This window comes from Streptomyces cathayae, from assembly GCF_029760955.1.
GTDB classification, from domain to species: domain Bacteria; phylum Actinomycetota; class Actinomycetes; order Streptomycetales; family Streptomycetaceae; genus Streptomyces; species Streptomyces cathayae.
In genome coordinates this window covers 1,743,557-1,768,640 of record NZ_CP121682.1, presented here as the reverse complement: position 1 = coordinate 1,768,640, position 25,084 = coordinate 1,743,557, and the positions used below count along the sequence as shown (strand labels likewise).

Here is a 25,084-nt window from a genome sequence, read left to right as displayed (position 1 = left end):
GGATTCGGTCCAATGCCTCGGCTCTGTGTGGTAGTTGGGCTGTCGTGACGATTCCGGAAGAAGTCCTGGCGGTGCTGGATGCGAAGTTCGCGGTGGTGCTGCCGCATCTGGATGAGCGGCAGCGCCGTTTGTATCTGGCTTCCGAGGCCGAGGCGCTGGGGCATGGTGGGATCGCGGCCGTGGCCAGGCTGGCGGAGGTCTCGGAGTCGACTGTTGCACGAGGGCGTGAGGAACTCGCGGGCGGAGCAAAGGCGTTGGGGCGGGTGCGCAGACCCGGCGGCGGGCGCAAGTCTGCCGCCGAGCGCGACCCCGGTCTGGTGGCGGCTCTCGAGCTGTTGATCGAGCCGCGTGAGGTGGGTGATCCGGTGTCCCCGCTGCGCTGGACCACTGCCTCGCTGCGGGACTTGTCCCGGGAGTTGACCGATGCCGGTCATCCGGTCAGCGCCCCAGTGGTCGGCGGCCTGCTGCGTGCGATGGGATTCAGCCTGCAGGGTATGGCCAAGACCCGGTCCGGTAGTCAGGTGCCCGACCGCGACGCCCAGTTCCGGCACATCAACTCCGCCGCCGAACGCTTCCTGGCTGAGGGCCTGCCGGTGGTGAGTGTGGATACGAAGCAGAAGGAACCCATCGGCGACTTCGCCCGGCCCGGCCGCACCTACCGCCCCAAAGGCCAGCCGATCACCGCCCCGGACCACGACTTCGTCGACCCCGACACCCCGGTCGCCATCCCGTACGGCATCTACGACCTGGGGCGCGACAGCGGCTGGGTGAATGTGGGCACCGACCGCAACACCGCCGCCTTCGCGGTGGAGTCCCTGCGCCGCTGGTGGAAGGTCCAAGGATGCCTTGACTACCCCGGAGTGGACCGCTTGCTGGTCACCGCCGATGCCGGAGGGGCCAACTCGGCCGACTCCCGCCTGTTCAAGATGGGCCTGGCCGACTTCGCCGACGAGTGCGGGCTGAGCATCACCGTCATGCACTTCCCGCCGGGTACTTCAAAATGGAACAAAGTGGAACACCGGCTGTTCTCCCGGATCACTCACAGCTTGCGTGGGCAGCCGCTGACCAGCTACGAGGTGCTGCTGGAGACCATCTCGGCCACCCGCACCAGCACCGGACTGACGGTCCAGGCCGTGCTGGACGAGAATGCGTACCCCACCGGCCGCGCACTCACCCGAGCTGAACGCAAGGGCGTCGAGCGGCGGGTCGAGCGGGACGAGTTCCACGGCGAGTGGAACTACACCATCGCCCCACAGGATCCCGACCAGCAGCTTCCGGAAGATCCACGCGACGAGTCGGGACCTCCGGTGCCGGCCGAGGCTACCTTCCTCCTCACCCATCCCGCACTCACGGGCATGCCCCGAGAACAGTTCGAACAGCTCGTGCTCCACCTCGAGCCGTGCCAACAGATCCTGACCGAAGCCGAACGCCAGAGCGCAGGCAGGGACGGCCGCGGCCGTAACCCCGGCTTCGGCACCCTCGATCACCGCCACCGCGTCCTGACCGCCGTGCTCCGCAGCCGCAACACCGTCACCTTGACCCTCGCGGCCGAGCTGATGGGCCGCAAGCGCAACGTGCTGAGTTACCACGCCGGGAGGTCCAAGCCCATGCTGGCATTCGCCGGCCCCGAACTCGCCAGAGTCCTCGTCTTCCGCCGGACCCGCCCTCCCCGCACGCTCGAAGCCTTGAAGCGCGTGATCGAGCACCACGACAATGAGATCAACTCAAGCAGTAGTTAAATTACGGCTCCCTACCAGGTCATCTCCGAGGCGAAAAACTTCGTCGCCTTGCGCAGGATGTCCCGCTCGGTGGCGAGGGTGGCGTTCTCCTTGCGGGCGGCCTTCAGCTCGGCCTCCAGAGCCTGGAGGCGGGCTTCGAGCTCCTCGCGGGTGGCCTCGGAGGCCGGGGTGGTGCTGGTCACGTTCTTCCTGGTCATGCCGGTGGTGCTGCCGCCGCGGACGCGGTCGGCGCGGATCCAGTTCCGCAGGGTCTCCGCATTGATCCCCAGGTCACGCGCGGTCTGCGCGATCGTGAGATCGGGGTCCGAGTGGAACAGGGCCACGGCATCGGCCTTGAACTCGGGCGAATAGACCTTCATCACCATAATCGGTCACCCTCTCCCGACCCCCACCGGGGTCGGCGTCAGGGTGTCCACCACTCAGGGGGAGGCCCTCCGAAGCTGAAGGACCCCTTCGGCCGGTACGTGATCACCACGTTCGTCAAGGGCACCAACATGGGCCCCTACGAGGCCGCCCGCCACATCCCCGGTGTCAGCGGGCACGAGCTGTCGCTGTCCGCGAACCGGCACTTCTCCATCCCGACGCTCGACGAGGCGATCGCCGACCTGGTCAATGCGCACGCCCGCCTGGACATCTCCCAGGCGTGGGGCGACGGCTCCGCGGTCGCCGCGGACGGCACCCACATGGACACCTACCTCAACAATCTGCTGTCTGAGACGTCCGTGCGGTACGGCAAGCCGGGCGGCATCGCCTACCACCACATCTCCGACACCTACATCGCGCTGTTCACGCACTTCATCCCGTGCGGGGTGTGGGAGGCCGTCTACATCATCGAGGGCCTGCTCAAGAACACCTCCGAGCTGAAACCGACCACCGTGCACGCGGATACGCAGGGCCAGAGCTTCCCTGTCTTCGCGCTCGCGCACCTGCTGGGCTTCGACCTGATGCCCAGGATCAGGAACTGGAAGGACCTGACCTTCTACCGGCCCACGAAGAGAGCCGAGTACGTGCACATCGACGCCTTGTTCGGGGAGCCGGGCCGCAACGTCATCGACTTCGACCTGATCGAGTCCCAGGTCCGGCACCTGATGCGGGTGGCCGTCTCCGTGCGCGAGGGCGCCATCTCCTCCACGCTGCTGCTGCGGCGCCTGCGGGCGGGCTCACGCAAGAACGCGACATACACGGCCTTCCGCGAGGTCGGCCGCGTCATCCGCACCGTCCAGCTGCTGCGCTACCTCTCGGACGCCCCGCTGCGCCGGCGGGTGACCGCCGCCACGAACAAGGTCGAGGCGTTCAACGGCTTCTCCCAGTGGATCGGCTTCGGCAACGGCGGCGTCATCACCGACAACGACCCCGTCGAGCAGGAGAAGACCGTGAAGTTCAACGCCCTGCTCACGAACGCGGTGATCTTCCACAACGCCCTGGACATCGCCGAGATCGTGCGCCAGCTCCAGGAGGAGGGCTACATCATCGCCCCTGAGGACCTGGCCCACATCTCGCCGTACTTGACCGAGCACATCCGCCGCTTCGGCGAGTACTCCACCCACGAACTCGGCATCCAGCCCGAGGCGTACGACCCGCACCTGGACGTCGACTTCAGCCCGCTCCGAGGCAACGACCCGCCCGCCCCGGACGGCTACGGCCAGGCTGCATGATCAGGAGAAGTCGGCCCTGGAGTCCCACTGGCTCAGACACCAGGGGACACCTGACCCGCCGGTAGGTTGGCGGGGTCCTACCGCCGTTCGGCTTCTGTTTGGTGCTGGCCCTGGGTGCGTGCCAGGACTCGATGGACGGTGGCCCGGCTGACGGAGAAGAACTCGGCGATGGTGTGCTCGCGGGTGGCGTGCTCCTTGACGAGGCCGGTCCAGCCAGCCCCGCAGGACTTGCCGCGTAGGGGTTGTAACAGCTATAGTTACGACTAAACCCGAGGGGTGAGGGAGGTGGAGTCCGACGTGAGCGCCAACAGCAGGCTGACCATCGCGGCGCACACCCTGACATGGATCGGGCTGTATCAGCGGCGTGGCCACGAGGTCGCCACCTCCGAGCAGATCGCGACGAGCGTCAACACCAACCCAGTGGTGATCCGCCGCCTGCTGGGCGAGCTGCGCAAGGCCGGCCTGGCCGATTCACGGCGGGGTGCGGGGGCGGGCTGGATGCTCTCGCGGGACCTGGCGTCAATCACCCTGCTCGACGTCTACCGGGCGATCGAACCGGGACCGGTCTTCGCCCTGCATCGCGCGACACCGGACCCCGAGTGCGTCGTGGGCCACGGTATCGGGCCGGCGATGACCGCCGTGTACGACGACGTGGAGGCCGCCCTGCGCAGGGAGTTGGCCAAGACTACGCTGGAGGACGTGCTGCGGGACGTCTTGAAAGCCGCCTGACCTCGGACCGTCGACTTCCCCTGATCGAGGGGAGTCGCATTCCACGGCCACCGATGTAACCAAAATAGTTACACTAAGGAATTGGAGAATCTCATGGGACAACTGGACGACAAGACCGCCCTCGTCACCGGCGCCTCCAGCGGCATCGGCCTGGCGATCGCCCGCCGTTTCGCCGCCGAGGGCGCCACCGTCTACCTGACCGGGCGCCGCAAGGCCGCGCTGGACGCCGCCGTCGCGCAGGTCGGCGCCCGCGGCATCGCCATCCAGGCCGATGCCTCCGATCTCGGCGACCTCGACCGGGTCTTCGCCGAGATCGCGAACCGCAGCGGCCGCCTGGACATTGTGGTGGCCAACGCCGGGGTCGGGGAATACAGCCCGCTCGGCACGATCACCGAGGAAGAGTACGACCGCACTGCCTCGATCAATTTCAAGGGCACGGTCTTCACTGTCCAGAAGGCGCTGCCGCTGCTGACGGCCGGCGCCTCGGTGACACTGATCTCTTCCAACTCGGCCCTGCTGGCCACCCCGGGCCTGAGCGTCTACGCCGCCTCCAAGGCCGCGGTCCGCAGCCTCGCACGCACCTGGGCCGCTGAGCTGGCCGGCCGCGGAATCCGCGTCAACGCTCTTACCCCCGGCCCTGTCGAGACCCCTGGCCTGGCCGAGCTCGTCGCCGCTTTTCCGCGCGACGATCGGCCCACCGCGGCCGAGCCCGCCCCGCCGACCCCGCTCGGCCGCTTCGGCCGTCCCGACGAGATCGCCGCTGCCGCCCTCTACCTGGCCGGCGATCAAAGCAGTTTCACCACCGGCGCGGAACTGCTCGTCGACGGCGGCGTCACACAGCTCTAGGCGGCGGATCGGCGAGGCGGGACGCATTCGACGCTCCCGGGCGTCTGAGCCGCGTACTTGCGACCGTCTCGCCAGGGCAATGGCTTCGACGCAACAAGGAGTGCGTCATGAAGAGCGTGGTCCACTACCGGGCGGGCGACGCGGCAGCCGTCGCACACATCGAGGACCGGCCGGAGGCGCCGGCCCCTCGGGCCGACGAAATCCAAGTGCGTGTCAGCATCTCCCCGGTCCACCGCGGCGATCTGGTCGCGACGGAGACCGGCCTGCCGGACGGATCCGCGGGGCGCAGGCTGGGCACCGAGGCGGCGGACGTGGTGACTGCGGTGGGTCCATCGGTGCCGGCGCTCCGTGTCGGCGATCGGGTAGCGGTCTTTCCGGCCCCGGGCGCATGGTCCGAGCACATCACCGTGCCGGCCGAGGCCGCCGTAGCCGTCCCGGACTCCCTCAGCGACGAAACGGCGAGCGTCCTGCTCGTCAACACCATCACCTCTCGTGACGTGCTCCGTGCGGTCGATGAGCTGACGGCTGCCGCGGCAGCGCCGAGCGATTCTCCACTCCTCGTGTCGGGGGCCGCGTCCGCGGTCGGCAAGCTCATCGTTCAGCAGGCCCGCGACCGTGGCTGGCCCGTTGTCGCCGTCGTCCGCAGTGACCGTTCTGCGTCAACGGTCCACACAAACTGGCCGGACGTGCCCGTCGTGGTCTCCGGAAGCGGCGGCTGGCAGCGCGAGCTGGAGGGGGCGGTCGGCGGGAGGCCGGTGCCGGTCATCGCCGATGCGCACGGCGGTCCCTTCGTGCGGGAGATCCTGCCCTTTCTCGACGATGGCGGGACGCTGGTCGTCTGGGGCGATCTAGCCGCGCAGCCGTGGACGCTCTCGACGTTGGAGCTGCTCATGCGGGAACTGAAGGTCCGCGCGGTGAGCATCACGCGCTGGGCGACCCGCCCTGGAGATATCCGGGCCGCCGATCGGCGAGCCGCCCTCCAGATCGCCGCGCAGCATCCACACCTTCTCGCCGTTCATGCCGCCTACCCGCTCGCCGAGCTGCCGAGCGCCATCTCGGCGGCGCGGACCGGCGGCACCGGCACCGTATTGCTCAAGCTGAACTGACCAAACCTGGACCGCAGGGGAGCAGTGACCTCATGGAATTCAAGACCATCGGCACCATCGGTGCGGGAGCACCAGCACAAGCCGTGGCCGCCCACGCGGCACGCGCCGGGCACCCGGTGCTGGTCAGCAACAGCCGCGGCCCCAGCACACTCGGCGACGCCGTCGCCGCCATCGGGCCCGGCGCCTCGGCGGCCACGTTCGAAGAAGCAGCGGCGGCCGACCTGGTCCTGCTCGCCGTCCCGTTCGGCGCGGTCCCCGCGGTCGGGCGGCGGCTCGGGGACTGGACGGGCCGAGTGGTGGTCGACATGACCAACCAGTTCGCCCGGTCCGACCCCTACCGCGGCTTCGCCGACGTCTCGCCGCTGACCGGCAGCGAGTGGGTCGCCCAGCAACTGCCCGGCGTCACGCTGATCAAGGCATTCAACGCCATGTTCGCCACCTATATGGCTCCCGATCCCCGGCACCAGGACGGCAACCAGGTCGTCTTCCTCGCCGGTGACGACGAGAGCGCCAAGGCCCCCTTCACACGGCTGCTGACCGAATTCGGGTTCGCGCCGGTCGACCTTGGCGCGCTGCGCGAAGGCGGGGCGCTCATGCAGCTCGGCGGGCCGCTGAGCGGCAAGCACTTCCTGTTCCAGGGCTGAGGCCCGACCGACACCTCAAGAGACGAAGAGACAAAGGACAAGGACGATGGCAACAGATACTCAGACCTCGCGGACCGTGGCCGAGAAGTTCCTGGAGCGCCTCGGCAGGCAGGACCCCGACGGCATCCAGGAACTGTTCTCCGAGGAGATCGACTGGCACGTCCCCGGCAGTGACGCACTGCCCTGGACCGGGCGCCGTACCCGCCAGGAGGAGGTCGCGCCGTACTTCACCACCATGTGGCCGCACTTCGCGCACGGCCAGAGCAAGGTCGTGCTGGAGCGCTTCATCGTCGACGGTGGTGACGTGGTGCTGCTGGCGGTCTTCACGCACACCGCCGTGACCAGCGGCAAGGAGTTCACCACACCGGTGGCCATGCACCTGGCGGTCGAGGACGGCCGAATCGTTCGCATGCACCTGTACGAGGACACACTGACCGTCGCCGAGGCGTTCAACGTCGGCTGAGCGGAGGGCACTCAGGGACCCCGCGGCCCGGGGCGGCCCGGCCGGGCATGTACGCATAGGGTCAGCCGAGACACGGCCGAAGCCGAAACGGAGAGCAGAACTCGCCCCCGGCCAATCGCTGCCGGTCAGCACGTTGGGGCGGTCGGCCTTCGGCGATGACTGCCGATCAGGTCCCCCAGCGATGCCAGGCCATCGGCCGGTGTCGCCATGTCGACCAGCGTGCCGCCCGCCGGGTCTGCCGCACTGGGGACTTGACCGGCGCCCACGAACTTTCGTCCCCCACCGTGTTCCGCCGGTCTCCGGCCTCCTCGCCCGGCTGAATGGTGTTCGCAAACGATCGTTTGCCGACAGGCAGGCGACGCGTCCAATGAACCCGTGCAATCCGGGGGTTCACGGCAGCGCGAATCCAATCAGATCCGATGGTGATTGCTGACAGGGTTTGACGACAGGTAGGGTCCGATCCTCCGTACGGAAGGGGCCCGCGAGTGGCGAACCTGGTCTACAAGCGGGTCTCGACCGACCAGCAGTCGACCGCCCGGCAGAACCTCGTCCTGGACGAGGCCGGCATCGAGTCCCCGGTCGTCTTCGAGGAGGACCCGGGAACCTCCAGCCGCCTCCACCCGCTTCAGCGGCCGAAGTTCCGCGAACTGCTCACCTACGCGCGGCCGGGCGACACTGTGCACGTCTCCGAGATGTTCCGCCTCGTGCGCGGCACCGGCCACATCCTCGATGTGCTCGACGTCCTCCACCGCGACCAGGTGGCGCTGCGTATCCACGACGGCGCGTTCTCCGCGATGGACCTCACCGCCCGCCATCCGCGCACCGGCGAGCTGCTGTCCACCGTGAAGTTCATGGTGCAGACCCTCGCCGCCGCCGGCGAACTCCAACGCGACCTCCAGCGCGAGCTGACCTACGACGGACTGCGAGCCGCCGAGGCCAAGGGCAGCAAAGGCGGGCGCCGCCCCGCTGTGGCGGCCGACAGGGCCGGCGCCGTCCGCACCGCGTACCTGGAAGGCTGCTCCATCGCCGCCCTTGCCCGCGAGCACGACGTCAGCCGCGGCGCGATCCGCACAGCCGTCGCCGACCTCCTGCCCAACCACACCGGCATTGAGGAGGATGCCCCCGCGCCGGAGCTGCCGGTCACCCTCGATATGCCCGGCAAGGTCGCCGACTTCCTCCGCACCACCCAACTGGACCCCGCCGAGCGGGCCGCGCTCGACCAGGGGATGACCGTACGGCGCGGCCAGGGCTACACCCTGCGCGTCAGCGCCGTCCCCGCCGTGCACCGCCAGCTCCTCGACCGCTGCCAGCCGCTCGACGGCGCCCAGGGCGTCCCGGCGGTCCCGGCCCAGCGCAAGGCCCGCCGCGAGTGCGAGAACCGCGTCAATGCCCTCACGGACGACACCCCGTAGTGAGTTGCCCGGCCTCCAAGATCACCCCATGGCGGGTTTCTGGCGTATCTGGGTCACGCCCCCAGAGTCCCGTAAGTTCACGCAAACTGAAGGGTTCTCGGTGGGAACTCAAGGGTCCGTCGTCGTGCTCTGCGGAGTTGCTTCCGTGGGTTCGGGGCCAACTCGCGACCTTGCCGCTCCTGGTCCCCTGGACCGGCAAGACGCCGAGCGGCCCCCTGCTCGAACGCAGCGAAGCGGAGTTGAGAGCTTGGGGAAGGAGCTGAGAGCTTGGGGGCGGGGCAGCCTCGGGTCGCTGCTGTACCGGCGGGCGCTGGGCGAGGCCGTCGCCACGGCGCTGGCGGTACGCGACGGCGCGTCGACCGGCCCCGCACCCACGTACGCGCAGGTGCAGGCCCTCGTCGACGGGCCCGGCGTCACGTGCCGGTGAGCTTGTCGAGGTCGGGGGCGTAGACGGTCATCCAGTGCGGGTTCAGCCGGTAGTAGACGACCTCGCGGTTCCAGTCGAAGGCGTCGTCGCCGTAGAAGTCCTTCAAGTAGGCGAGGAGTTCCTGCCAGTCGGCCGTGGTCTCGGCGTCCTCGGGGTTCAGCTCCTCCACCGTGCCGTGGGTGAACACGCCGAGGTCCTCGCCGCGCATGTGCGCGACGCTGGCGGCCGGACGGGCCGCGAGATGACGGGCCTTGGCGGCGTTGCGCGCCGTGCCGAAGTGCCACCGGCCGTGCAGGAAGTGCCCGTCGGCGCCGCTGATCCGCGGTTCGCCCTTTGCGGTCACCGTGGAGAGGGCGAGCGTGCACATGCCGGTGAGGACCCCGGTGAGCTGCGCCGCCGTGATGGTGCGGCTCTCGACGATCGAGCGGAGGTGTGCGGTCGAGCCGGAGAGGGAGGAGCCGAGGAGGGACTGGAGCTTGTTGAGTTCTTCTGGGGTTTCGCGCATACGTCCATCGTCGGCCGTAAACCCGACACCCTCTGTCGTCATTGATGAAGCAGCGGTGAGGTTGCTCCGCGCGGGTTGCGCTCGGTGCTGCGTGGATGGCAACAGGTGGGGGACGAACGCCGGGACATGTTCATGTTCAGGGACCATCACCATCGCAGTTGGCCGCGGGGCCTCCCCCCTCCCCAGCCGGCCTGTCCTCCGTCCCAACCGAGCCCCCTTGTCCCGTCTCAAACGATCTGGCCCGGACCCAGATCTGTGGCCTGGGGCGACCAGATCAGTTGAGACGTGAGAATGCTGAGGCTCTCGGTTGAGCTTGTCCTGGGTGATCGGATGCCGGACGTTGTCTCAGCTGATCTGGTCCAGGTGGCATGTCCCTCCAGGTGCCTCTTGCGGTAGGCGCTGATCGTGATAGATGGGACGGGACCGCGTCTCGGATTCTCGGGACCCCACCAAGACCCTGCCGTCCCTCCGAGGCGGCACGCTGGATCAGGGAGAGGACATGCTGGCGAATCTGCTGCCCGGCCTTCGTGATGTCCGCGCACCGCTCTCAACGGGATGTATCTGGATCCTGACACTCTGGTTGGTCTTTGAGGACCGCGTGCCGACACAGCAGCGGGCTCGCGGCCTGTGGGCTTCGCTGTACCGCCTTGGTGACGTAGTGGGCCCTGCTGGAGTCCTCGCGTCCGGCGCCTTCCTCGCCTACCTCATCGGCGCCATGCTCGCGGTCCGAGTGGTCACTGTGAACGCGCAGGAAGCACCAAGGGCCGCCAGGTTCTGGGATGCCAGTAGGACCATCACGCCACGCGTGTCACGACTTGCTTTCAACGACCTGGTCGGCTTCTTGCAGGACAAGGGGCGGCTACCGCCCCCTGAATCAGAGACCAACGGAGGCAGGGGGCTTCAGCGCGAGCGCGGCCAGCGCCTCATGGCTAACCTCGCTGCGCGAGACATCCTCGGCGAGACCAGACAGCTTCGCACCAAGCTGCTGATCGCCAGCTACGACTTGTTTAACGAATATGACCGGGCCGTGGGTGAAGCGGAGTTCCGCAAGAATATCGCCTACGCCCTCGTAGGTCTGACGGCCGTGCTCAGCTGGCTGCACTCACCCTGGTGGGCCTTCCTGCTGGTCGTTTCCGTCCGGCTGTACGTCGCCGGCGTGGTCAGCGAGCGATCAGCCAACGACGTCATCATCCAGGCCGTGGTGGCAGGTCTCGTCACGCCCGTCGCCCTGAGCGGAGCCGCAGGCGTGCCGGCCGTTCCTGCAACACGGGGTCAGTAGGTGCACGCAGCGTTGCTGCCCGCGAAGGATTGAGACCATCCCCGGGCCGCTGAGACTGGGCATCGGAGAACCAGACCGTCTGAGACCGAAAGCGAGTCGGAGCAGATCACTTGAGACGGGGACCAGATCTTTGGAGACGGGACACCTCTGCCGTCGGCAGCGCGCGGACCACGCAACCCGTGTCCTGTGACAGCGAACCTTGGGCGCGTGCCACCCGAGTTTGACCACTGACCGCTCACCAGGAGATTTGGCTCCCCCGCTGCGTGAGGCAGAGCGTCAGGCTGCCGATCCAGTGAGGTTCCCCCGTTGCTCGGGAGGGGCTGATCAGCTGGTCAGAGCGGGTTGGCGGGGTTTCAGGTTCACTCGTTCGGACGCTGCCTGCTCGGCGTAGTGCTTCTCTTCGAACTCGACGGGGCTGAGGTAGCCGAGGCGTTTCTGGATGCGCCGACTGTTGTAGAACCCGTCGATGTACTCGAAGAGCGCGAGGTTCGCCTCGGCCCGGGTGGCGAAGGTGCGGCCGCGGAGGCCCTCGGTCTTGATGAGCATCCAGAGGTTCTCCGCCAGGGCGTTGTCGTACGAGTCCCCGACGGAGCCCATGGATGCCTCAATTCCTGCCCGCACCAAGCGTGTTGTGAGCTTCACGGACGTGTACTGACAGCCGTGGTCCGCATGGTGAATCAGCTGGCCGGGCTCGACCTCCCGGGACGCGAGGGCGTACTCGAGGGTGGCCAGCACGAGGTCGGCGTCCGCGTGGGCGGAGGTCTCCCAGGCCACCACCCGACGGGAGAACGCGTCCCTGATCGCCGACAGCCACAAGGGTCCCTCAAGGGTCGAGATCATGGTGAGGTCGGTGACCCACAGCCGGTTCGGCCTGTCGGCGGTGAAGTCGCGCCTGACCAAATCCGGGGCGAGGTCGGCGTCCCGGTCGCGGCGGGTGAAGCCCTTGCCCGTCCGGCGAGGACTGATCCCGGCGAGGCCGGCTTCGCGCATGAGCCGTTCGACTCGTTTGCGGCCGACGTAGACGCCTTCGCGCTTCAGGACGGCGTGCACGCGGGGCGAGCCGTAGATTCCGCCGGAGTCGGTGTGGATCTGCTGGATCTGCCTGGTCAGCTCGGTGTCCCGGCGGTGCCGTTCGCACGGCTCCTTCTTCGCCCGGCGCCAGCGGTAGTAGGTGGAGGAAGGGATGTGCAGTTCCCGGAGGGTGGGCTCGACCTCCAGGTTCTCGTGCTCGTCGAGGAGCGCGGTCACCTGGGCCGGGTCGGGTCGAGCTGTGCCGCGAAAAAAGCCGAGGCCGTCCGCAGGATCTCGTTGGACCGCTTGAGCTGGGTGTTCTCCTTGCGCAGCGCGGCCAGCTCGGCGCGTTCGTCGCTGGTGAGCAGGTCGTCGCGTTCGCCGGCGTCGGCCTCGGCCTGGCGGATCCAGCCGCGCAGGGCCTCATGATGGACACCGAGTTCCTCGGCCATGCGGCGGATCACGGGCTTCGGCTCCGCAGTGCGGTACATCCGCACCGCGCGCTCACGCAACTCCAGTGGGTATTTCCTCGGGGCAGGCATCAGCAGGGCTCCTCTCTGTGAGTCCTACCTGACCTGCTGTCACCATTCTCCGCATCTCGGGGGAACCTCACAGTCCCCATCGGGATACTCCCAGGCAGCGGCATCGGCCAGGACTCCGGGCAACTCCTCGCGCGCTACGGGCGGGCCAGGCTGATAGCCAAGCTGCCCGTCCGGAGCCGTCCACGAAGTCAGACGGCACACCTCGATCCACCCCCGGTCGACGAGCGAGAGAAGCATGGGCGCCAGCTCGCCCGGAGACGCGGCTACGAGTGGCTCGCCCAGGTCGCCTCGCACACCAGGGAGTATGTCGATCTCGAACGCATTGAGCATGAAGGCGCTCTCTGCAGCAGATAGCTGTTCAGGGGGCATGCCGCGATCGTCGCACCGTCAGAGACACGCCGGTCGTCCGGGCCCAGCGAGAGTGACTACGCGGCCCGAGATGCAGGCGGTCGGACTTCGGTGGCACAAAACCACTGATCACCAATCTTCGGTGACAACGCTCAACTTTCGCTCTCACGGGACAACCCGCCCGCCGTGGCCGTGCTCTGGCGGCGTTCAAGAACCGATCGATTCCTGAGCAATCGTCAAGGCCTGTGGATCGGTTGCTCTCACTTTCGCTGTGGTGACGTGATCGCGACGAGTTCGACCTCGAAGCCGTCGTCGTTTTCCAGGTAGGCGGCGTAGTGCCGTTCGCCGCCGGCGTGTGGATGCCGGTCCGGGAACAGCAGGTGCCAGCCGTGGTTTGCCGCGTCGGTGGCCAGCCGCTCGACCGTGCTGTCGTCCTCGACGTGAAAGGCCAGGTGGTTCAGCCCCGGCCGGCACCGGTCGTGCCGGTCGGCGGTGAGGGCCCGGGACTGCTCAAGGACCAGGTAGGTCGGCCCGAGGTGCCAGCTGCGGCCGTTGTCCCAGCTCTGGGTGAGGGTGTAGCCCAGTGCCTCCAGCAGCCAGCCGAGAGAGGTGAGCGCGTGGTCGAGGTCCGGCACCCAGAGTTCGATGTGATGCAGCGTGCCGCTGGTCGGCCGGCTCACGCGGCCACCGCCTCGGGGCGTTCGACGAGGTGACCGTTCTCGAAGCGGGCGCCGTTGCGGACGTGGGCGGCCGAGCTGCGGATCGCCACGCTCGCCCTGACATCGTCTCCGCCGATCGGCCCCGGCTGCTGACTCTGCCCTGACAGCATGCTTCTCCCATCAAAGGCGTGTACCGGTCGAGCAGATTTCACCGAAGTGGCTGTCCAGCGGCCTGGTCCAGCAGGGCCCGTGCGGAGTCCGCGTAGCGAATGGCGGTCTTCTCATCGAGTCCGAATACCCCTCGTTTCGCCCTGACCGTCGAGCGGTCAGAAACAGTGAGAACGCTTCAGGAATCTTGAAATTACGTCAGGGCGCGAGGAGCCACCAGAGCGAGGACGAACCCCCTGGTCACGAGGTTGGGGACTCAACGGGGCTCAGGAGAACTCACGGGATGTCGCACAACTGGGCTTCGCTCTGCAGATGTGCACGGTGCGCTACATCGGCAGGTTCCTGCCGGACGATCCACTGGGCGTGCCGTGGCCGGCGGTGGAGCACCTGGCCGAGCAGCTCGGCATCGAGGACGTCTCGGACGTGAAGCGGTACACCGAGCGACCGAAGACCGCGTACGAGCACGCGTGGGAGATCCGGGACGCGTACGAGTACCACGAGTACGACGCCCCGGAGTGGGGGCGAAAGTTCCGGACGTTCCTGCACGGGCGGGCGTGGACCGCGCATTCGGAGGGGCCGAAGGCCCTGTTCGACTATGCGGTGGGCTGGCTGCGGAAGCACCGGGTGCTGCTGCCCGGGGTGTCGGTGCTGGCGCGGCAGGTGTCCGAGGTCCGCGAGATCGCGGACAAGCGCCTGCACACCACGGTCGCCAGGGCGGCCTGGCGGGCGGACCGGTCGCTGCCCGCCGACCTGGTGGCGCTGCTGGAGACGCCGGAGGGCAGGCGGTACTCGTACCTGGAGACCTTCCGCCGGCCGCCGACAAAGACCACCGGTACGGCGATGAAGCGGGCGCTGGAGCGAGTGGACGAGATCGCCGTGTACCGGCTGGGGCGGGTGAAGCTGGACAAGCTCCCGCCGAACCGGCTCGCCGCGCTGGCCCGTTACGGCCTGGGGTCGAAGGCGACGAGCCTGGAGCGGGCGAGCGAGCCGAAGCGCACCGCGATGCTGACCGCGGTGATGCGGCACCTGGAGGCCAAGGCCATCGACGACGCGCTGGAGCTGTTCACGGTGCTGATGTCGACCAAGCTGCTCAGCACCGCGAAGCGGCTCACGAACAAGGACCGCCTCTCCACGCTGCCGCAGCTGGAGAAGGCGTCCCGCATCACCGCCCGCATGTCGAAGGCGTTCATGGAGGAGCTGGAGCACATCGAGGAGAGCGGCAAGGCGGTGGACGCGGCCGCGATGTGGAAGGCCCTGGAGGAGATCGCGCCGAGGGCCCAGCTGTGGAGCGCGGCCACCACGGTGGCGAGCCTGGTCCCGGAGGACGACGACTCGGCGGAGATCGCGATCCGCGAGGCGCTGGCCAACCGCTACAACACGGTGCGCCCGTTCCTGTCGCTGCTCGGCGACACCAAGATGCTCGGCGCGGCCCCGGCCGGGGAGCGGGTCCTGGCCGCGGTCAAGGGCCTGCCCGCGCTCAGCCGGCGCCAGGTGACGAAGAAGCCGCTGCTGAAGCGGGAGGTCGACGACAAGGTCGTGCCGCCGTACTGGCGCAAGGCGGTGTACGCGAACAAGGACCTGCCGCAGGGCGCGGTGGACCGCGACGCCTACGTGGTGTGCGTGCTGGAGCAGCTGTACCGGGCGCTGATCAGCCGCGTCATCTTCGCTTCCCCCTCGCACCGCTTCTCCAACCCGCGCGCCCAGCTGCTGGACGGCAAGCCGTGGCTGGCGGTGCGCGAGGACGTACTGGCCGGCCTGAGCCTGGAGGCGTCCGTCGAGGAGCATCTGGCGGAGCTGGTGGGGGTACTGGACGCGGCGTGGAAGCAGATGGCCGAACGCCTCGAAGAGGCCGGCGCAGATGCGAAGGTCAGCATCGAGGTGCAGCCCAACGGGCGGGCCAAGCTGAACGTGGACGCGCTCGGGGCACTCGGGGTGCCCAAGTCGCTGGCCTGGCTGCGGCGCCGGGTGGAGAAGATGCTCCCGAAAATCGACCTGCCGGACCTGCTGTTCGAAGTACACTTTTGGACCGGGTTCCTGGACGCCTTCGTGCACCTGGGCGACGGCAAGACCCACATGAAGGACCTCACCACCTCGGTCGTCGCGCTCCTGGTGAGCGAGGCGTGCAACATCGGCATGACCCCGGTGACCAACCCCGGCCACGAGGCGCTGACCCGCTCCCGGCTGGTCCACGTCGACCAGTACTACCTGCGGGCCGACACCATCGCCGCGGCCAACGCCACCCTGATCGAGGCCCAGGCGAAGGTACCGATCGTGGCGCACTGGGGCAACGGGCTGCTTGCCTCCGTCGACGGCCTGCGCTTCGTCGTCCCGGTCCGCTCCATCAGCACCGCCCCGAATCCGAAGTACTTCGGATTCAAGCGCGGCATCACCTGGCTGAACGCCGTCAACGACCAGGTCTTCGGGATCGGACAGACGGTGGTCCCGGGCACCCCGCGCGACTCCCTGCACATCCTGGACGCCCTGCTGAACCTCGACGGCGGGGTGAAGCCGGAAATGGTCGCCACCGACAACGCCTCGTACAGCGACATGGTGTTCGGCCTGTTCAAGATCCTGGGCTACAACTTCTCCCCGCGGTTCAAGGACCTGGACGACCAGAGGTTCTGGCGGGCGGAGATGGACGGGATCGAGACCGGCGGCTACGGGCCGCTGACGGACCTGGCCCGCACGAACAAGGTGAACCTGAAGAAGGTGACCACCCAGTGGGAGGACATGCTGAAGGTCGCCGGCTCGCTGGTCACCAACCAGGTGCGGGCCTACGACCTGCTGCGGATGTTCGGTAACCATGGACGGCCCACGCCGCTGGGGCAAGCGTTCGCCGAGTACGGGCGCATCGCCAAGACCCTGCACCTGCTCCAGGTCGTCGATCCGGTCGATGACACCTACCGGCGGCAGATGGGCAAGCAGCTGTCCGTCCAGGAATCCCGCCACACCCTCGCCCGGGACATCTGCCACGGCAAGCGGGGCACCATCCACCAGGCATACCGAGACGGCATGGAGGACCAACTCGGCTCGCTGGCACTGGTGCTGAACGCCGTCGTGCTCTGGACGACGAAGTACATCGACGCCGCGGTCGCCCAGCTGCGTGCCGAGGGCCACGAGATCAGCGATGCGGATGTCGCCCGCCTGTCCCCGCTGAAGTTCAAGAACCCCAACGTCCTGGGCCGCTACAGCTTCACCCCCTCCACTCCGTCCCAGGGCCTGCGCCCGCTGCGCGACCCGGACGCGCCCGAGCTGGACGAGGACGACGAAGGCGCGGACTGAACGCCCACATCGGGTGACGCGGGCATATCGGGTGGCCGGGTGCTCGGAAATCGCAAGCGCCGGCAGGGGAGCCGATGTCAGGCTGCCCGATATGTTCGACTAAGCCTTGATTGATGAGACCGACCTGGCGGCCTGCTCGATCTTCGCGCAGTAGGCTGCACGGGCTTCCTCGTCGATCTGCTGCTCGTGTTCGGCGCGCAGCCCGGTCCGGCCGTCGAGGCCCTCGCGCAGGATATCGGCGTGCCCGGCATGCCGGATGGACTCGCCGAGGACATGGACCATGACGGCGAACAGGTTCGTGTCGGCATAAGGCCCCGGCCACCACGGCACGTGGCCGGGGGCGTCGAGGGGAAGCTCGTTGATCGTCGCGTCCGAGTGTTCCCACGTGCGCCGGTAGAACCCGATGATCTGATCGCGGGTCTCGTCCTCGGTCGCCCACAGGTCGCTGCCGTCGGAGTCCTGCCACCGGGACAGCGGTTCCGGGGAAGGGCGGTCGAAGACCTCGCCGAAGTACCTGGCCTCGACGCTGGCCACGTGTTTGACCAGGCCGAGGAGGTTGGTCCCGGTCGCCGTCAAAGGTCGGCGCGCGTCGTATTCGGACAAGCCGTCGAGTTTCCAGAGCAGCGCCTCGCGGTCCCGCCGCAGTCTCCCGTGCAGGTTGTCCTTCGCGAATTCATCGATCATGCGACATGAACCTTCCATGGGCTGCTCGTAGTCTCAAGATCCCGTACGTGGTCCGCAACGGCTGGCAGAGAGACGTGGGGGCGGGGGCGGGGGTGGGGTGCGTAACGGCTCGCGGCCGACCCGACCTGCGAGGGTTACTGCGCAGGAGGACTACACGCATGCTGTTCGGTGCTGTTCTCTGATCCCGTTGAGTGGTTCGGGGCGGGGAGTGGAGAGGCGGACGGGTGCCAGGTGAGAATCCAGCCGGCGGTAAGCGCCACCGCGCCGCCTGCCAGGGCGATTGCGCCGCCTGTTCCAATGCCTGCGGCCACCGCGCCCAAGCAAACCGGTCCGACGCCCTGCAGCGTCATGCTGCCGGAGCCGAGCAAGCCGAAGGCCTGACCTTGGCCGTCCTGCGGCAGGGCGTCCAGGAACGGCCGTTGCAGGCCGAGACCGTAAGCGTATCCGAAGCCGCAGAGCAGCAGCAGACAGCACGAGACGCCCACTCCGGGCTCGGCAGCGAAGCCGACCAGCGGCAGCCCCGCCAGCACAACCAACGGGACTACCAGTCGCTCCCGGGCGGGTGGCCGCAGCAGTCGACCCACCAGCAGGTCACCGACGAGCATGCCGACCGGCAGGCAGCCCATCAGCACCGCGTACCAGCCGGGCGCGAATCGGTGTTCTCCCGCGTAGGCGACGATGAGGCCTTCCGCGCCCGCTACGAGCGCGACGGGTAGCCACTGGGCCAGCATCAGTCGCCGCACCGTGCGTCCGCGCAGCAGCAGGCCGGCACCGTGCAGGCTTGCCCGGACGGCCCCGCCATCACCCCCAGCGCTGCCGGGTGTGCCGCCGAACTCCCCCGGCTGCAGCCGGGGTAGCCGGATGCGGATAGCAAGCGCGCAGCCGAGGTGAAGGACGGCACTGACCGCGAGCGCCCGGCGTGGGCCGAGTGCCGCGACGACCGCACCTCCCAGCGCCAGGCCGAACAATTGCGCGCCGGAGGCAGCGATGTTGTTCAGTGAACGGCCCAGTACATAGGCGTCGCCCTCCAGCGACTGCGCGACCAGCCGACTCGACGCGCCGTGAAACACCGGTGTGGCGAGGGCGACCAGCGCCACGACACCGAGGCTTGCCGCGATCGGCATCCGCACCAGGGCGAGCAGCAGGGCGGCGACGCACGTCAAGGCGTAGCCGCCGGTGATGAGCGCGCGGGGCGGCAGTCGGTCGGCCAGTGAGCCCAGCAGCAGCGAGCCGAACAGCTGCGGGATGAAGCCGATGCCGAAGGCCAGTGCGCTCAGCAGCGCGGAGCCGGTGGCCGAGAAGACCAGCACCGAGAACGTGGTGATCCGCAGCGCGTCCGCAGTGATCGCGACGGCGCGTGTTGAAAAGAGCAGCCGGAATCGTGGCTCGGCCAGCACCTCCCGGTAGGTGGCACGGTGGTTGCCCTGCGGGGGTTCGGCGGTTGGGGTCATGACGCGCAGCCTCGCCGTGCGCCCACACCACACACCAATGATTCGTCGCTGGACGAATCGGAACAGACGGCCTTCGGTAGCATGGCGCGGTGCTGCGCTTCGAAGTCTCCGTCGAGGCCCTGCTGCGCAGCCGCTTCGCACTGTCGCCCGCGCTGGACCTGTGCTTCCTGCTGGGCTCGCTCGCCGGCCGAGACAGGCCGCTGCCGCGAGCCTGGGCCCCCCGACTCCTGCCCGCCTTTGAACGGCTTCGCCGCGAGAGCGAACTGAACGCCGCCCTCGCCCTGCACACCCCGCGCGGGGGCGGACCGAACTTCGTCGCCCCGCCCCCGCGCGGCCTCAACCAGACCTGGGCGGACGACCTGGCCATGATCCGGGCCACACCGCTGGAAGCGGCCCGCCACGAAATCGCCACCAACGCGACCGGCCCGTTGGCCCGTGATCCCCGCGTACGCGCAGTGCTGGACTCGACGGACGCCGTCTCCAGGATCGCCGAGGCGATGGACCAGGCCTGGCACGAGCTGCTCGCCGCGGACTGGCCGCAACTGCGCGCGATCTGTGAGCGCGACGTCGTGCACCGGGTGGGTGTGATCGGCGAACACGGATGGGCCACGACCATCGAGAGCCTGCACCCGAGCATCGCCTGGCAAGCCGGCGGCATCGAGATCGGCCACTTCCCTCAAGTAGGAACAGTCCGCCTCGCCGGCGACGGGCTCCTGCTGATCCCTTCGGTCTTTGTCAGGAATATCGCTGCCCACACGGAAGACCCCTGGCCCCGGACCTTGGTCTATCGCGCCCGCGGCACCGCCGCCCTGTGGGGCGAACAGGAGACCGGCCCCCGACCGGACGCGCTGACCGCTCTGGTCGGCCGGGCCCGAGCCCGGCTGCTGGTGGCGCTGGACGCCCCGGCCAGTACCAGCCACCTCGCCCGAAGCCTCGCCATGGCACCTGGCGCGGTAGGAGACCACCTCGCCATCCTGCGAGGCGCGGGGCTGCTCGTCCGCGCCCGGTCCGGACGGTCGGTGCTCTACCGGCGCACCCCGCTCGGCGAGGCACTGGTCGCCGGTTCGGACTGAGGGCTCAGATCAGCGACACCGACCCCGATGCCGAGCGATTCTCACAAACGGTCCTTTAGCCGAGCAAGATCAAGAAGGCTCGCACGGAGATCACAAAGCGCCGGTTCGGTTCGCAGAACCCGTTCTCACTCAAAAGTGGATTCCGAGCACTTCTGAGAATCGTTTGTGACAGCATCTGTGGGCATGACGGTCCCTCAAGAGTCTTCTCCGAGCGACGCCGACGACGTCGAGCGTCACCCCTGCCCACGTTGCAAGGCCGACCCCGGCTCGCCGTGCCGCTCGCGCTCCGGCGCGGTCGCCGGCACCTATCACACCGGCCGCTTCACCAAGGTGCCTCGGCTCGCCAAGCTCCTGCGCGTGCCCACCCCCGCCGACCGCGGGCCCGGCCAGCCGTGGCGCCCCGGCACCCCGGTCCCGCTCGCCCTCGCGCCGGACACCCCGACCGCCGACATCCGCATCGGGTACGCCCGCTGCTCGACGCTCACCCAGGAACTCCAGTCCCAGCTCGACGCGCTGGCCAAGCACGGCATCCCGCGCGACAAGGTGTTCTCCGAGAAGATCAGCACCCGCGTCCGCGTCCGGCCGCAGTTCGAGGCCGCGCTCGCGCTGGCCCGCCAGATCAAGGCCCACGCCCCGCACTGCCGCGTCATCTTCACCGTCTACGAGATGAAGCGCCTCGGGCGCGACGCCGCCGAACTCACCGCGCTCGCCGACCACCTCACCGCCCACGGCCTGGTCCTGGAGATGCTCGCCGGGCCGCTGCCCGGGATGTACGACCCGAGCGGGCCGGGCCGTCCGCTGTTCGCGTTCTTCGCCGCGATGGCGGAGACCGAGCGGGAGAACATCCGGGAGTCGACCCTCGAAGGACTCGACGCGGCGGCCCGCAAGGGCAAGCACGGCGGCCGCCCGCCCGTCATCACCGAAGACATGCTGCACACCGTGCTGCGGCGCCGGGCGAACGGCGAGTCGGTCGAGCAGATCCAGCCCGACCTGATCATCCCGACCGGCAAGCGCAAGGGCCAGGCCCCCAGCGTCGCGAGCATCTACCGCGCGCTCGCCGAGCACGAGAAGAAGGAGGCGTACCCCGAGGCCGTTGCCCAGGCGCACGCCGACTTCGCCGACCTCCAGGACGTCGACGACATCCCTCGCCCCCGCCGAGTCCGTATCCGACCCTCGGACGATCCGCTCACAGCCGGAGAAGCCGATCTCCGCCAGCGCCTCCAGACCCAGCCTCACCCGAACTCGGAGACCGCCACCCAGGAACCATGATCGTTCTCAGCGCCAACCGCTGTACCGATGTTCCTACCGACGCCAATTGCATCGGATGCGAATAGGCGACACCCGTCCTGGAGATTGGCCCCGGACCGCATGGAAGTGGTCTCACCAGGGACGCTGACCTCGGAACCACGGTAGCGGTCTCCTCGGCGGACGCCTGTGAGTCTCACTCCATCGAGCGATTGAACTGCGAAGACGCCCCCCGGTCGCATCTGATGCGAAATTCTCGCGTCAGATGCGATAGACGGAGAGTGATGGCGGATGGGTGGAGACGGCCTTGTTCCAGGGTCTGCTCGGCTGCACTTGGTGGACGGTCTGCCGTTGTTACGGCCGGACGAGCAGGTCTTCGAGGCGATGATCAATGGCTGGCGCAACCAGCAACTCGCCCGGAACCTGTCGGTGGGATACGTCGGTGACCAGGAACGCACGGTCCGGGCCTTCACCCGGCATGCAGATGCGATGCCGTGGCAGTGGACGCCGCAGCACGTCGACGAGTGGTCGGCCGATCTGCGGGCCGTGCACGGCTGCGTCCGCTCCACCCTGCGCAACTACCAGGGCTCCGTGCGCCAGTTCTGCGACTTCCTGATCAACCCGGCCTACGGCTGGGCAGACGAGTGCCTGCGGCACTTCGGGACGCACCCGGTCCAGGTGGTCTACGACTGGAACGCTGCGACGCACGCCGACGAGGCCGAGGGCGAGCCGGAACGACGGGCCTTCACCCGGCCCGAGCTGGAGGCGTTCTTTGACCACGCCGACGAGGAGGTGGTGCGCGTTCGCGGCAAGGGCCGCAAGGGCTGGCTGCCGGCCTTCCGCGATGCCGCCCTGTTCAAGGTCGCGTACGCCTACGGCCTGCGACGCAACGAGACCCGGATGCTGGATCTCACCGACTTCGGCCGCAATCCGGAGGGCCGGGAGTTCGGTGAGTACGGCACCCTGCTGGTCCGCTACGGCAAGGCCAAGAAGGGCTCACCGCCCAAGCGTCGCAGCGTGCTGACCGTCTGGCACTGGACACCCGGCACGATCGAGGAGTGGATCAGCGAGGTCCGGCCTGGGATGCGGTATTCGACCGGCCGGGCCCTCTGGCCGTCCGAGCGAGGCCTGCGGATCGGGGTCCGGGACCTGTCCCCGAGTGGTGGACACCTCTGATCCCGGCCCCGGCAGGGGCCGGGCAGGAGGCATCTTTTATGGTGATGAAGGTCTACTCGCCCGAGTTCGAGGCGGACGCGGTCGCGCTGTACCTGTCGGACCCGAGCCACACCTTCGAGGGCATCGGCAAGGATCTGGGGATCAGCCGCGAGACGCTGCGTAACTGGGTACGGGCCGAACGGGCCCGCCACGGCGGGGGCAGCGCGACGAGCACGAGCACGGAGAAGAACACGGTGGATTCCCCGCCGACGGCCGAGGAGCTTCAGGCCGAGAACGAGGCCCTGCGCCGGGAGCTGGCGGCAGCGCGCAAGGAGATGCACAAGCTCGCCACCGAACGGGACATTCTCCGCAAGGCGACGAAGTTTTTCGCACAAGAGATGACCTGGTGACCAACCGCTTCCAGTTCATCGAGGACCACCACCGCGCCTGGGGCGTGAAGCGGTTGTGCGCCGTGCTGGAGGTGGCCCGCTCCAGCTTCTACAAGTGGCGGGCCGGCCGTGCGGCCCGCGCCGCGCGCGAGCGGGCCGACGCCGCTCTGGCCGAGCGGATCCGGGCCGTGCACGCCGAGTGGGACGGCACCTACGGCCGCCCGCGGATCACCGCCGAGCTGCGCGACGAGGGCGAGCGCGTGAACCACAAGCGTGTCGGACGGGTCATGCGCAAGTACGGCATCGCCGGGCTGCGGCTGCGCAGGCGCCAGGTCACCACCGTGCCCGAGCCGTCCGCCACGCCCGTGCCGGACCTGCTGCGGCGCGACTTCACCGCGAGTGAACCGAACCTCAAGTACGTCGGCGACATCACCTACCTGCCGGTGGGCGACGGTGAGTTCCTGTATCTGGCGACGGTGATCGACTGCTTCTCGCGTCGTCTGGCGGGCTGGTCGATCGCCGATCACATGCGCACCTCGCTGGTCACCGATGCGCTCCGGGCAGCCGCCCGGGTTCGCGGCGGCCTGGCCGGCGCCGTCTTCCACAGCGATCATGGGGCCCAGTACACCTCTCGTGAATTCGCCGCAGTCTGCGCCCAGTTGGGAGTGATCCAGTCCATGGGCGCGGTCGGCACGAGCGCGGACAACGCCCTCGCCGAGTCGTTCAACGCGGCCCTCAAGCGCGAGACGCTCCGCGGTGCCCGTCGCTTCGACGGGGTCCGCGCCTGCCGCCTGGCCGTCTTCCGTTGGACCACCCGCTGCAACACCCGCCGCAGGCACTCACGCCTCGGGCAGCAGGCGCCGATCGCTTACGAGCAGCAGTCAGCTACCCTGACACTTGCCGCATAACGACACGAATGGTGTCCACCCTCCGGGGACAAGGCCCGTGAGAATCCGGTCATCGGCAGTCGCGCGCACCGAGGTGTGCCAGACGTGCTTGGCAGGACGTGCGTGTTCGGGCAGCGCCCGGACCGGCTGGTCGAGGAGCTGCTGGAGGTCCTTCAGGGTGGCCTTCGGGTCGCGGCCGGGGTCGGGGGACAACGACCTCGCCCGCGATTGTGAGAGTTTCCTCCGCAAGGCGGGGGCAGGCCGCGACGGCCTTCTGAACGTCTTCGTGCCGCACGCCACGACCGGCGTGGCGATCATCGAGACGGGCGCCCAGCGACGACGACCTCCTGGACGCTCTCTCTGCACACCCTGCTGCCCGCCGACGACCGCTGGCAGCACCCCCGGCAGCCCCGGCCACGGCCGCGACCACGTCCTCCCGGCCCTCGTCGCGCCCCATGCGGCTCTGCCGGTCATCGGCGATCGGCTGGAACTGGGGACATGGCAGTCGGCGTGCCCGGTGGATACGCACCTGCGACGGCGGGGTACCTCCCACCGTCGTGACTTTTTCCTCGTGCCCGGCCTGGCCGATGGGCGGGACCAGGGGACTGCCTCAGGCCGGCTTGCGCCACACGGAGATGTGCTTCGCGGAGTCCTGGGTGAACGGCGCCCCGTCCCAGTCCGCGACGCGGCGTTCCAGTTCGAGCCCCGCGATCCGTGCCATCAGGTCGAGCTCCGCCGGCCACGCGTACCGGTGCCGGGAGTTGCCGCGGCGGTAGCGGCCGTCCTCGCCGTCGCGGGTGAGGTGGTGCGAGACGAGAATCTGCTCGACCAGGTCGAAGGTGTCGAAGCCGAGATGCCGCTCGGAGACGTCGAACGGCACCGCGACCTGCCCGGGCGGCAGGAACCGCAGCGGCGGCACGCCCAGCTCGATGACGAATCGGCCGCCAGGCGTCAGGTGACGTGCGGCGTTGCGGAAGCACTCGACCTGCTCGGCCTGGGTGAGCAGGTTCGTGATCGTGTTGTAGACGAGATAGACCAGGGTGAACTCGCCGGGGATGACGGTCGTGGCCATGTCCCCGATGACGACCGGGAGCATGTCCTCGTCGATCTTGCGCCGCAGGACCGCTGCCATGTGCTGGGACAGTTCGATGCCCGCAACGGGCACGCCGCGTTCCCGGAGCGGGACGCCCACTCGTCCGGTTCCGATGGCGAACTCCAGTGCCCGGCCGTCTCCGGCGAGTTCGGTGAGGAAGGCGAGGGTCGGTCCGAGAACAGCGGCCGAGGACATCTCGCTCTCCTCGGCGTCGTAGCGGTCGGCGGTCGCACGGGTCCATAGCTCACTGCTCGTCACGGGCGGCCACTTTGCCGGGCGCGGCGGGGAGCTG

At 68.7% G+C, this 25,084-nt stretch carries 23 protein-coding genes and 3 pseudogenes; 16 read left to right on the top strand and 10 right to left on the bottom strand.

From position 1 onward, the window contains the following. Window positions 1-44: 44 nt before the first annotated feature. A complete protein-coding gene (locus PYS65_RS07940; RefSeq protein WP_423836077.1) occupies window positions 45-1,739 on the top strand; it encodes an ISAzo13 family transposase in 1,695 nt (564 codons plus the stop codon). Window positions 1,740-1,750: 11 nt separating this feature from the next. Here PYS65_RS07940 and PYS65_RS07935 read toward each other — a convergent pair whose 3' ends face one another. After that, a complete protein-coding gene (locus tag PYS65_RS07935; protein ID WP_279333090.1) occupies window positions 1,751-2,098 on the bottom strand; it encodes a transposase in 348 nt (115 codons plus the stop codon). Here PYS65_RS07935 and PYS65_RS07930 point away from each other — a divergent pair. The 8 genes from PYS65_RS07930 to PYS65_RS07895 all read left to right on the top strand — a co-directional run bounded on the left by PYS65_RS07930 (window position 2,048) and on the right by PYS65_RS07895 (window position 9,021). Then, window positions 2,048-3,394 carry a Tn3 family transposase gene (locus PYS65_RS07930; protein WP_279333089.1) on the top strand — a complete coding sequence of 449 codons (1,347 nt, stop codon included), beginning with the start codon at window positions 2,048-2,050 and terminating at the stop codon, window positions 3,392-3,394. The genes PYS65_RS07935 and PYS65_RS07930 overlap by 51 nt on opposite strands. A 297-nt stretch (window positions 3,395-3,691) precedes the next feature. Beyond that, window positions 3,692-4,123 (top strand): Rrf2 family transcriptional regulator, encoded by a 432-nt coding sequence (locus PYS65_RS07925; protein ID WP_109383697.1) that lies wholly within the window; start codon window positions 3,692-3,694, stop codon window positions 4,121-4,123. A 93-nt stretch (window positions 4,124-4,216) separates the two neighbouring features. After that, the gene (locus tag PYS65_RS07920) at window positions 4,217-4,969 is read left to right on the top strand and encodes an SDR family NAD(P)-dependent oxidoreductase (protein ID WP_279337894.1); all 753 of its coding nucleotides are present in this window, start codon (window positions 4,217-4,219) and stop codon (window positions 4,967-4,969) included. 107 nt (window positions 4,970-5,076) lie between these two features. After that, window positions 5,077-6,075, top strand: a complete 999-nt coding sequence (locus PYS65_RS07915; protein ID WP_279333088.1) for a zinc-binding dehydrogenase — start codon at window positions 5,077-5,079, stop codon at window positions 6,073-6,075. 32 nt (window positions 6,076-6,107) lie between these two features. Next, window positions 6,108-6,719: an NADPH-dependent F420 reductase gene (locus PYS65_RS07910; RefSeq protein ID WP_109383692.1), complete on the top strand. Its 612-nt coding sequence runs from the start codon at window positions 6,108-6,110 to the stop codon at window positions 6,717-6,719. Between the two features lie 46 nt (window positions 6,720-6,765). Next, complete coding sequence (locus PYS65_RS07905; protein WP_109383693.1) at window positions 6,766-7,182, top strand: nuclear transport factor 2 family protein; 417 nt, start codon at window positions 6,766-6,768, stop codon at window positions 7,180-7,182. A gap of 485 nt (window positions 7,183-7,667) precedes the next feature. Further along, a complete protein-coding gene (locus PYS65_RS07900) occupies window positions 7,668-8,594 on the top strand; it encodes a recombinase family protein (RefSeq protein ID WP_279333086.1) in 927 nt (308 codons plus the stop codon). A gap of 247 nt (window positions 8,595-8,841) precedes the next feature. Further along, window positions 8,842-9,021: a hypothetical protein gene (locus PYS65_RS07895; RefSeq protein ID WP_279333085.1), complete on the top strand. Its 180-nt coding sequence runs from the start codon at window positions 8,842-8,844 to the stop codon at window positions 9,019-9,021. Here the strand turns inward: PYS65_RS07895 and PYS65_RS07890 are convergent. Next, window positions 9,008-9,526, bottom strand: coding sequence for a pyridoxamine 5'-phosphate oxidase family protein (locus tag PYS65_RS07890; protein WP_279333084.1), 519 nt, complete (start codon window positions 9,524-9,526; stop codon window positions 9,008-9,010). The two genes, PYS65_RS07895 and PYS65_RS07890, sit on opposite strands and share 14 nt — an antisense overlap. A 499-nt stretch (window positions 9,527-10,025) precedes the next feature. Between PYS65_RS07890 and PYS65_RS07885 the strand changes: the two genes are divergently transcribed. Beyond that, complete coding sequence (locus PYS65_RS07885; protein ID WP_279333083.1) at window positions 10,026-10,805, top strand: hypothetical protein; 780 nt, start codon at window positions 10,026-10,028, stop codon at window positions 10,803-10,805. Window positions 10,806-11,129: 324 nt separating this feature from the next. Here PYS65_RS07885 and PYS65_RS07880 read toward each other — a convergent pair whose 3' ends face one another. From PYS65_RS07880 to PYS65_RS07865, 4 genes are all read right to left on the bottom strand, one after another. Continuing rightward, window positions 11,130-12,053 carry an IS3 family transposase gene (locus PYS65_RS07880; RefSeq protein WP_279331602.1) on the bottom strand — a complete coding sequence of 308 codons (924 nt, stop codon included), beginning with the start codon at window positions 12,051-12,053 and terminating at the stop codon, window positions 11,130-11,132. Then, window positions 12,050-12,358, bottom strand: coding sequence for a transposase (locus PYS65_RS07875; protein ID WP_279331601.1), 309 nt, complete (start codon window positions 12,356-12,358; stop codon window positions 12,050-12,052). The genes PYS65_RS07880 and PYS65_RS07875 overlap by 4 nt, the downstream gene beginning before the upstream one ends. Before the next feature lie 608 nt (window positions 12,359-12,966). Continuing rightward, window positions 12,967-13,386, bottom strand: coding sequence for a VOC family protein (locus PYS65_RS07870; RefSeq protein WP_279333082.1), 420 nt, complete (start codon window positions 13,384-13,386; stop codon window positions 12,967-12,969). Then, entirely contained in the window at window positions 13,383-13,535 is a 153-nt protein-coding gene (locus PYS65_RS07865) for a hypothetical protein (RefSeq protein ID WP_279333081.1), read from the bottom strand. The genes PYS65_RS07870 and PYS65_RS07865 overlap by 4 nt, the downstream gene beginning before the upstream one ends. A gap of 280 nt (window positions 13,536-13,815) precedes the next feature. Between PYS65_RS07865 and PYS65_RS07860 the strand changes: the two are divergent. Beyond that, a pseudogene (locus tag PYS65_RS07860) lies at window positions 13,816-16,815 on the top strand (Tn3 family transposase); the annotation flags it as partial. A 99-nt stretch (window positions 16,816-16,914) separates the two neighbouring features. Here the strand turns inward: PYS65_RS07860 and PYS65_RS07855 are convergent. Beyond that, window positions 16,915-17,499 (bottom strand): DinB family protein, encoded by a 585-nt coding sequence (locus tag PYS65_RS07855; protein ID WP_279333080.1) that lies wholly within the window; start codon window positions 17,497-17,499, stop codon window positions 16,915-16,917. A 134-nt stretch (window positions 17,500-17,633) separates the two neighbouring features. Next, window positions 17,634-18,950 carry an MFS transporter gene (locus PYS65_RS07850; protein ID WP_279333079.1) on the bottom strand — a complete coding sequence of 439 codons (1,317 nt, stop codon included), beginning with the start codon at window positions 18,948-18,950 and terminating at the stop codon, window positions 17,634-17,636. Window positions 18,951-19,039: 89 nt separating this feature from the next. Between PYS65_RS07850 and PYS65_RS07845 the strand changes: the two genes are divergently transcribed. From PYS65_RS07845 to PYS65_RS07830, 4 genes are all read left to right on the top strand, one after another. Beyond that, window positions 19,040-20,023, top strand: coding sequence for an ArsR/SmtB family transcription factor (locus PYS65_RS07845; RefSeq protein WP_279333078.1), 984 nt, complete (start codon window positions 19,040-19,042; stop codon window positions 20,021-20,023). 183 nt (window positions 20,024-20,206) lie between these two features. Beyond that, entirely contained in the window at window positions 20,207-21,292 is a 1,086-nt protein-coding gene (locus PYS65_RS07840) for a recombinase family protein (protein ID WP_279333077.1), read from the top strand. A gap of 312 nt (window positions 21,293-21,604) precedes the next feature. Then, the gene (locus PYS65_RS07835) at window positions 21,605-22,444 is read left to right on the top strand and encodes a site-specific integrase (protein WP_279333076.1); all 840 of its coding nucleotides are present in this window, start codon (window positions 21,605-21,607) and stop codon (window positions 22,442-22,444) included. Window positions 22,445-22,482: 38 nt separating this feature from the next. Then, a protein-coding gene (locus PYS65_RS07830) for an IS3 family transposase (RefSeq protein WP_423836076.1) occupies window positions 22,483-23,720 on the top strand; the annotation gives its coding sequence in 2 pieces (ribosomal slippage) (window positions 22,483-22,812 and window positions 22,815-23,720; 1,236 coding nt in all). On the opposite strand, the pseudogene PYS65_RS35135 reads toward PYS65_RS07830, so the two are convergent. After that, window positions 23,693-23,912, bottom strand: a pseudogene (locus tag PYS65_RS35135) (mobilization protein); the annotation flags it as partial. The gene PYS65_RS07830 and the pseudogene PYS65_RS35135 sit on opposite strands and share 28 nt — an antisense overlap. Here PYS65_RS35135 and PYS65_RS07825 point away from each other — a divergent pair. Further along, window positions 23,809-24,228: pseudogene (locus PYS65_RS07825) on the top strand (YjbQ family protein); the annotation flags it as partial. The pseudogenes PYS65_RS35135 and PYS65_RS07825 sit on opposite strands and share 104 nt — an antisense overlap. A gap of 81 nt (window positions 24,229-24,309) precedes the next feature. Here PYS65_RS07825 and PYS65_RS07820 read toward each other — a convergent pair. After that, window positions 24,310-25,050: a class I SAM-dependent DNA methyltransferase gene (locus tag PYS65_RS07820; RefSeq protein ID WP_279333074.1), complete on the bottom strand. Its 741-nt coding sequence runs from the start codon at window positions 25,048-25,050 to the stop codon at window positions 24,310-24,312. Window positions 25,051-25,084: the final 34 nt, after the last annotated feature.

What these genes read in the sequence shown, in the direction of transcription:
- PYS65_RS07935 (WP_279333090.1), bottom strand. Translation starts at nt 2,098, where the DNA reads ATGAAGGTCTATTCGCCCGAGTTCAAGGCCGATGCCGTGGCCCTGTTC.
- PYS65_RS07920 (WP_279337894.1), top strand. Translation starts at nt 4,217, where the DNA reads ATGGGACAACTGGACGACAAGACCGCCCTCGTCACCGGCGCCTCCAGC.
- PYS65_RS07915 (WP_279333088.1), top strand. Translation starts at nt 5,077, where the DNA reads ATGAAGAGCGTGGTCCACTACCGGGCGGGCGACGCGGCAGCCGTCGCA.
- PYS65_RS07910 (WP_109383692.1), top strand. Translation starts at nt 6,108, where the DNA reads ATGGAATTCAAGACCATCGGCACCATCGGTGCGGGAGCACCAGCACAA.
- PYS65_RS07905 (WP_109383693.1), top strand. Translation starts at nt 6,766, where the DNA reads ATGGCAACAGATACTCAGACCTCGCGGACCGTGGCCGAGAAGTTCCTG.
- PYS65_RS07890 (WP_279333084.1), bottom strand. Translation starts at nt 9,526, where the DNA reads ATGCGCGAAACCCCAGAAGAACTCAACAAGCTCCAGTCCCTCCTCGGC.
- PYS65_RS07885 (WP_279333083.1), top strand. Translation starts at nt 10,026, where the DNA reads ATGCTGGCGAATCTGCTGCCCGGCCTTCGTGATGTCCGCGCACCGCTC.
- PYS65_RS07875 (WP_279331601.1), bottom strand. Translation starts at nt 12,358, where the DNA reads ATGCCTGCCCCGAGGAAATACCCACTGGAGTTGCGTGAGCGCGCGGTG.
- PYS65_RS07865 (WP_279333081.1), bottom strand. Translation starts at nt 13,535, where the DNA reads ATGCTGTCAGGGCAGAGTCAGCAGCCGGGGCCGATCGGCGGAGACGAT.
- PYS65_RS07855 (WP_279333080.1), bottom strand. Translation starts at nt 17,499, where the DNA reads ATGATCGATGAATTCGCGAAGGACAACCTGCACGGGAGACTGCGGCGG.
- PYS65_RS07850 (WP_279333079.1), bottom strand. Translation starts at nt 18,950, where the DNA reads ATGACCCCAACCGCCGAACCCCCGCAGGGCAACCACCGTGCCACCTAC.
- PYS65_RS07840 (WP_279333077.1), top strand. Translation starts at nt 20,207, where the DNA reads ATGACGGTCCCTCAAGAGTCTTCTCCGAGCGACGCCGACGACGTCGAG.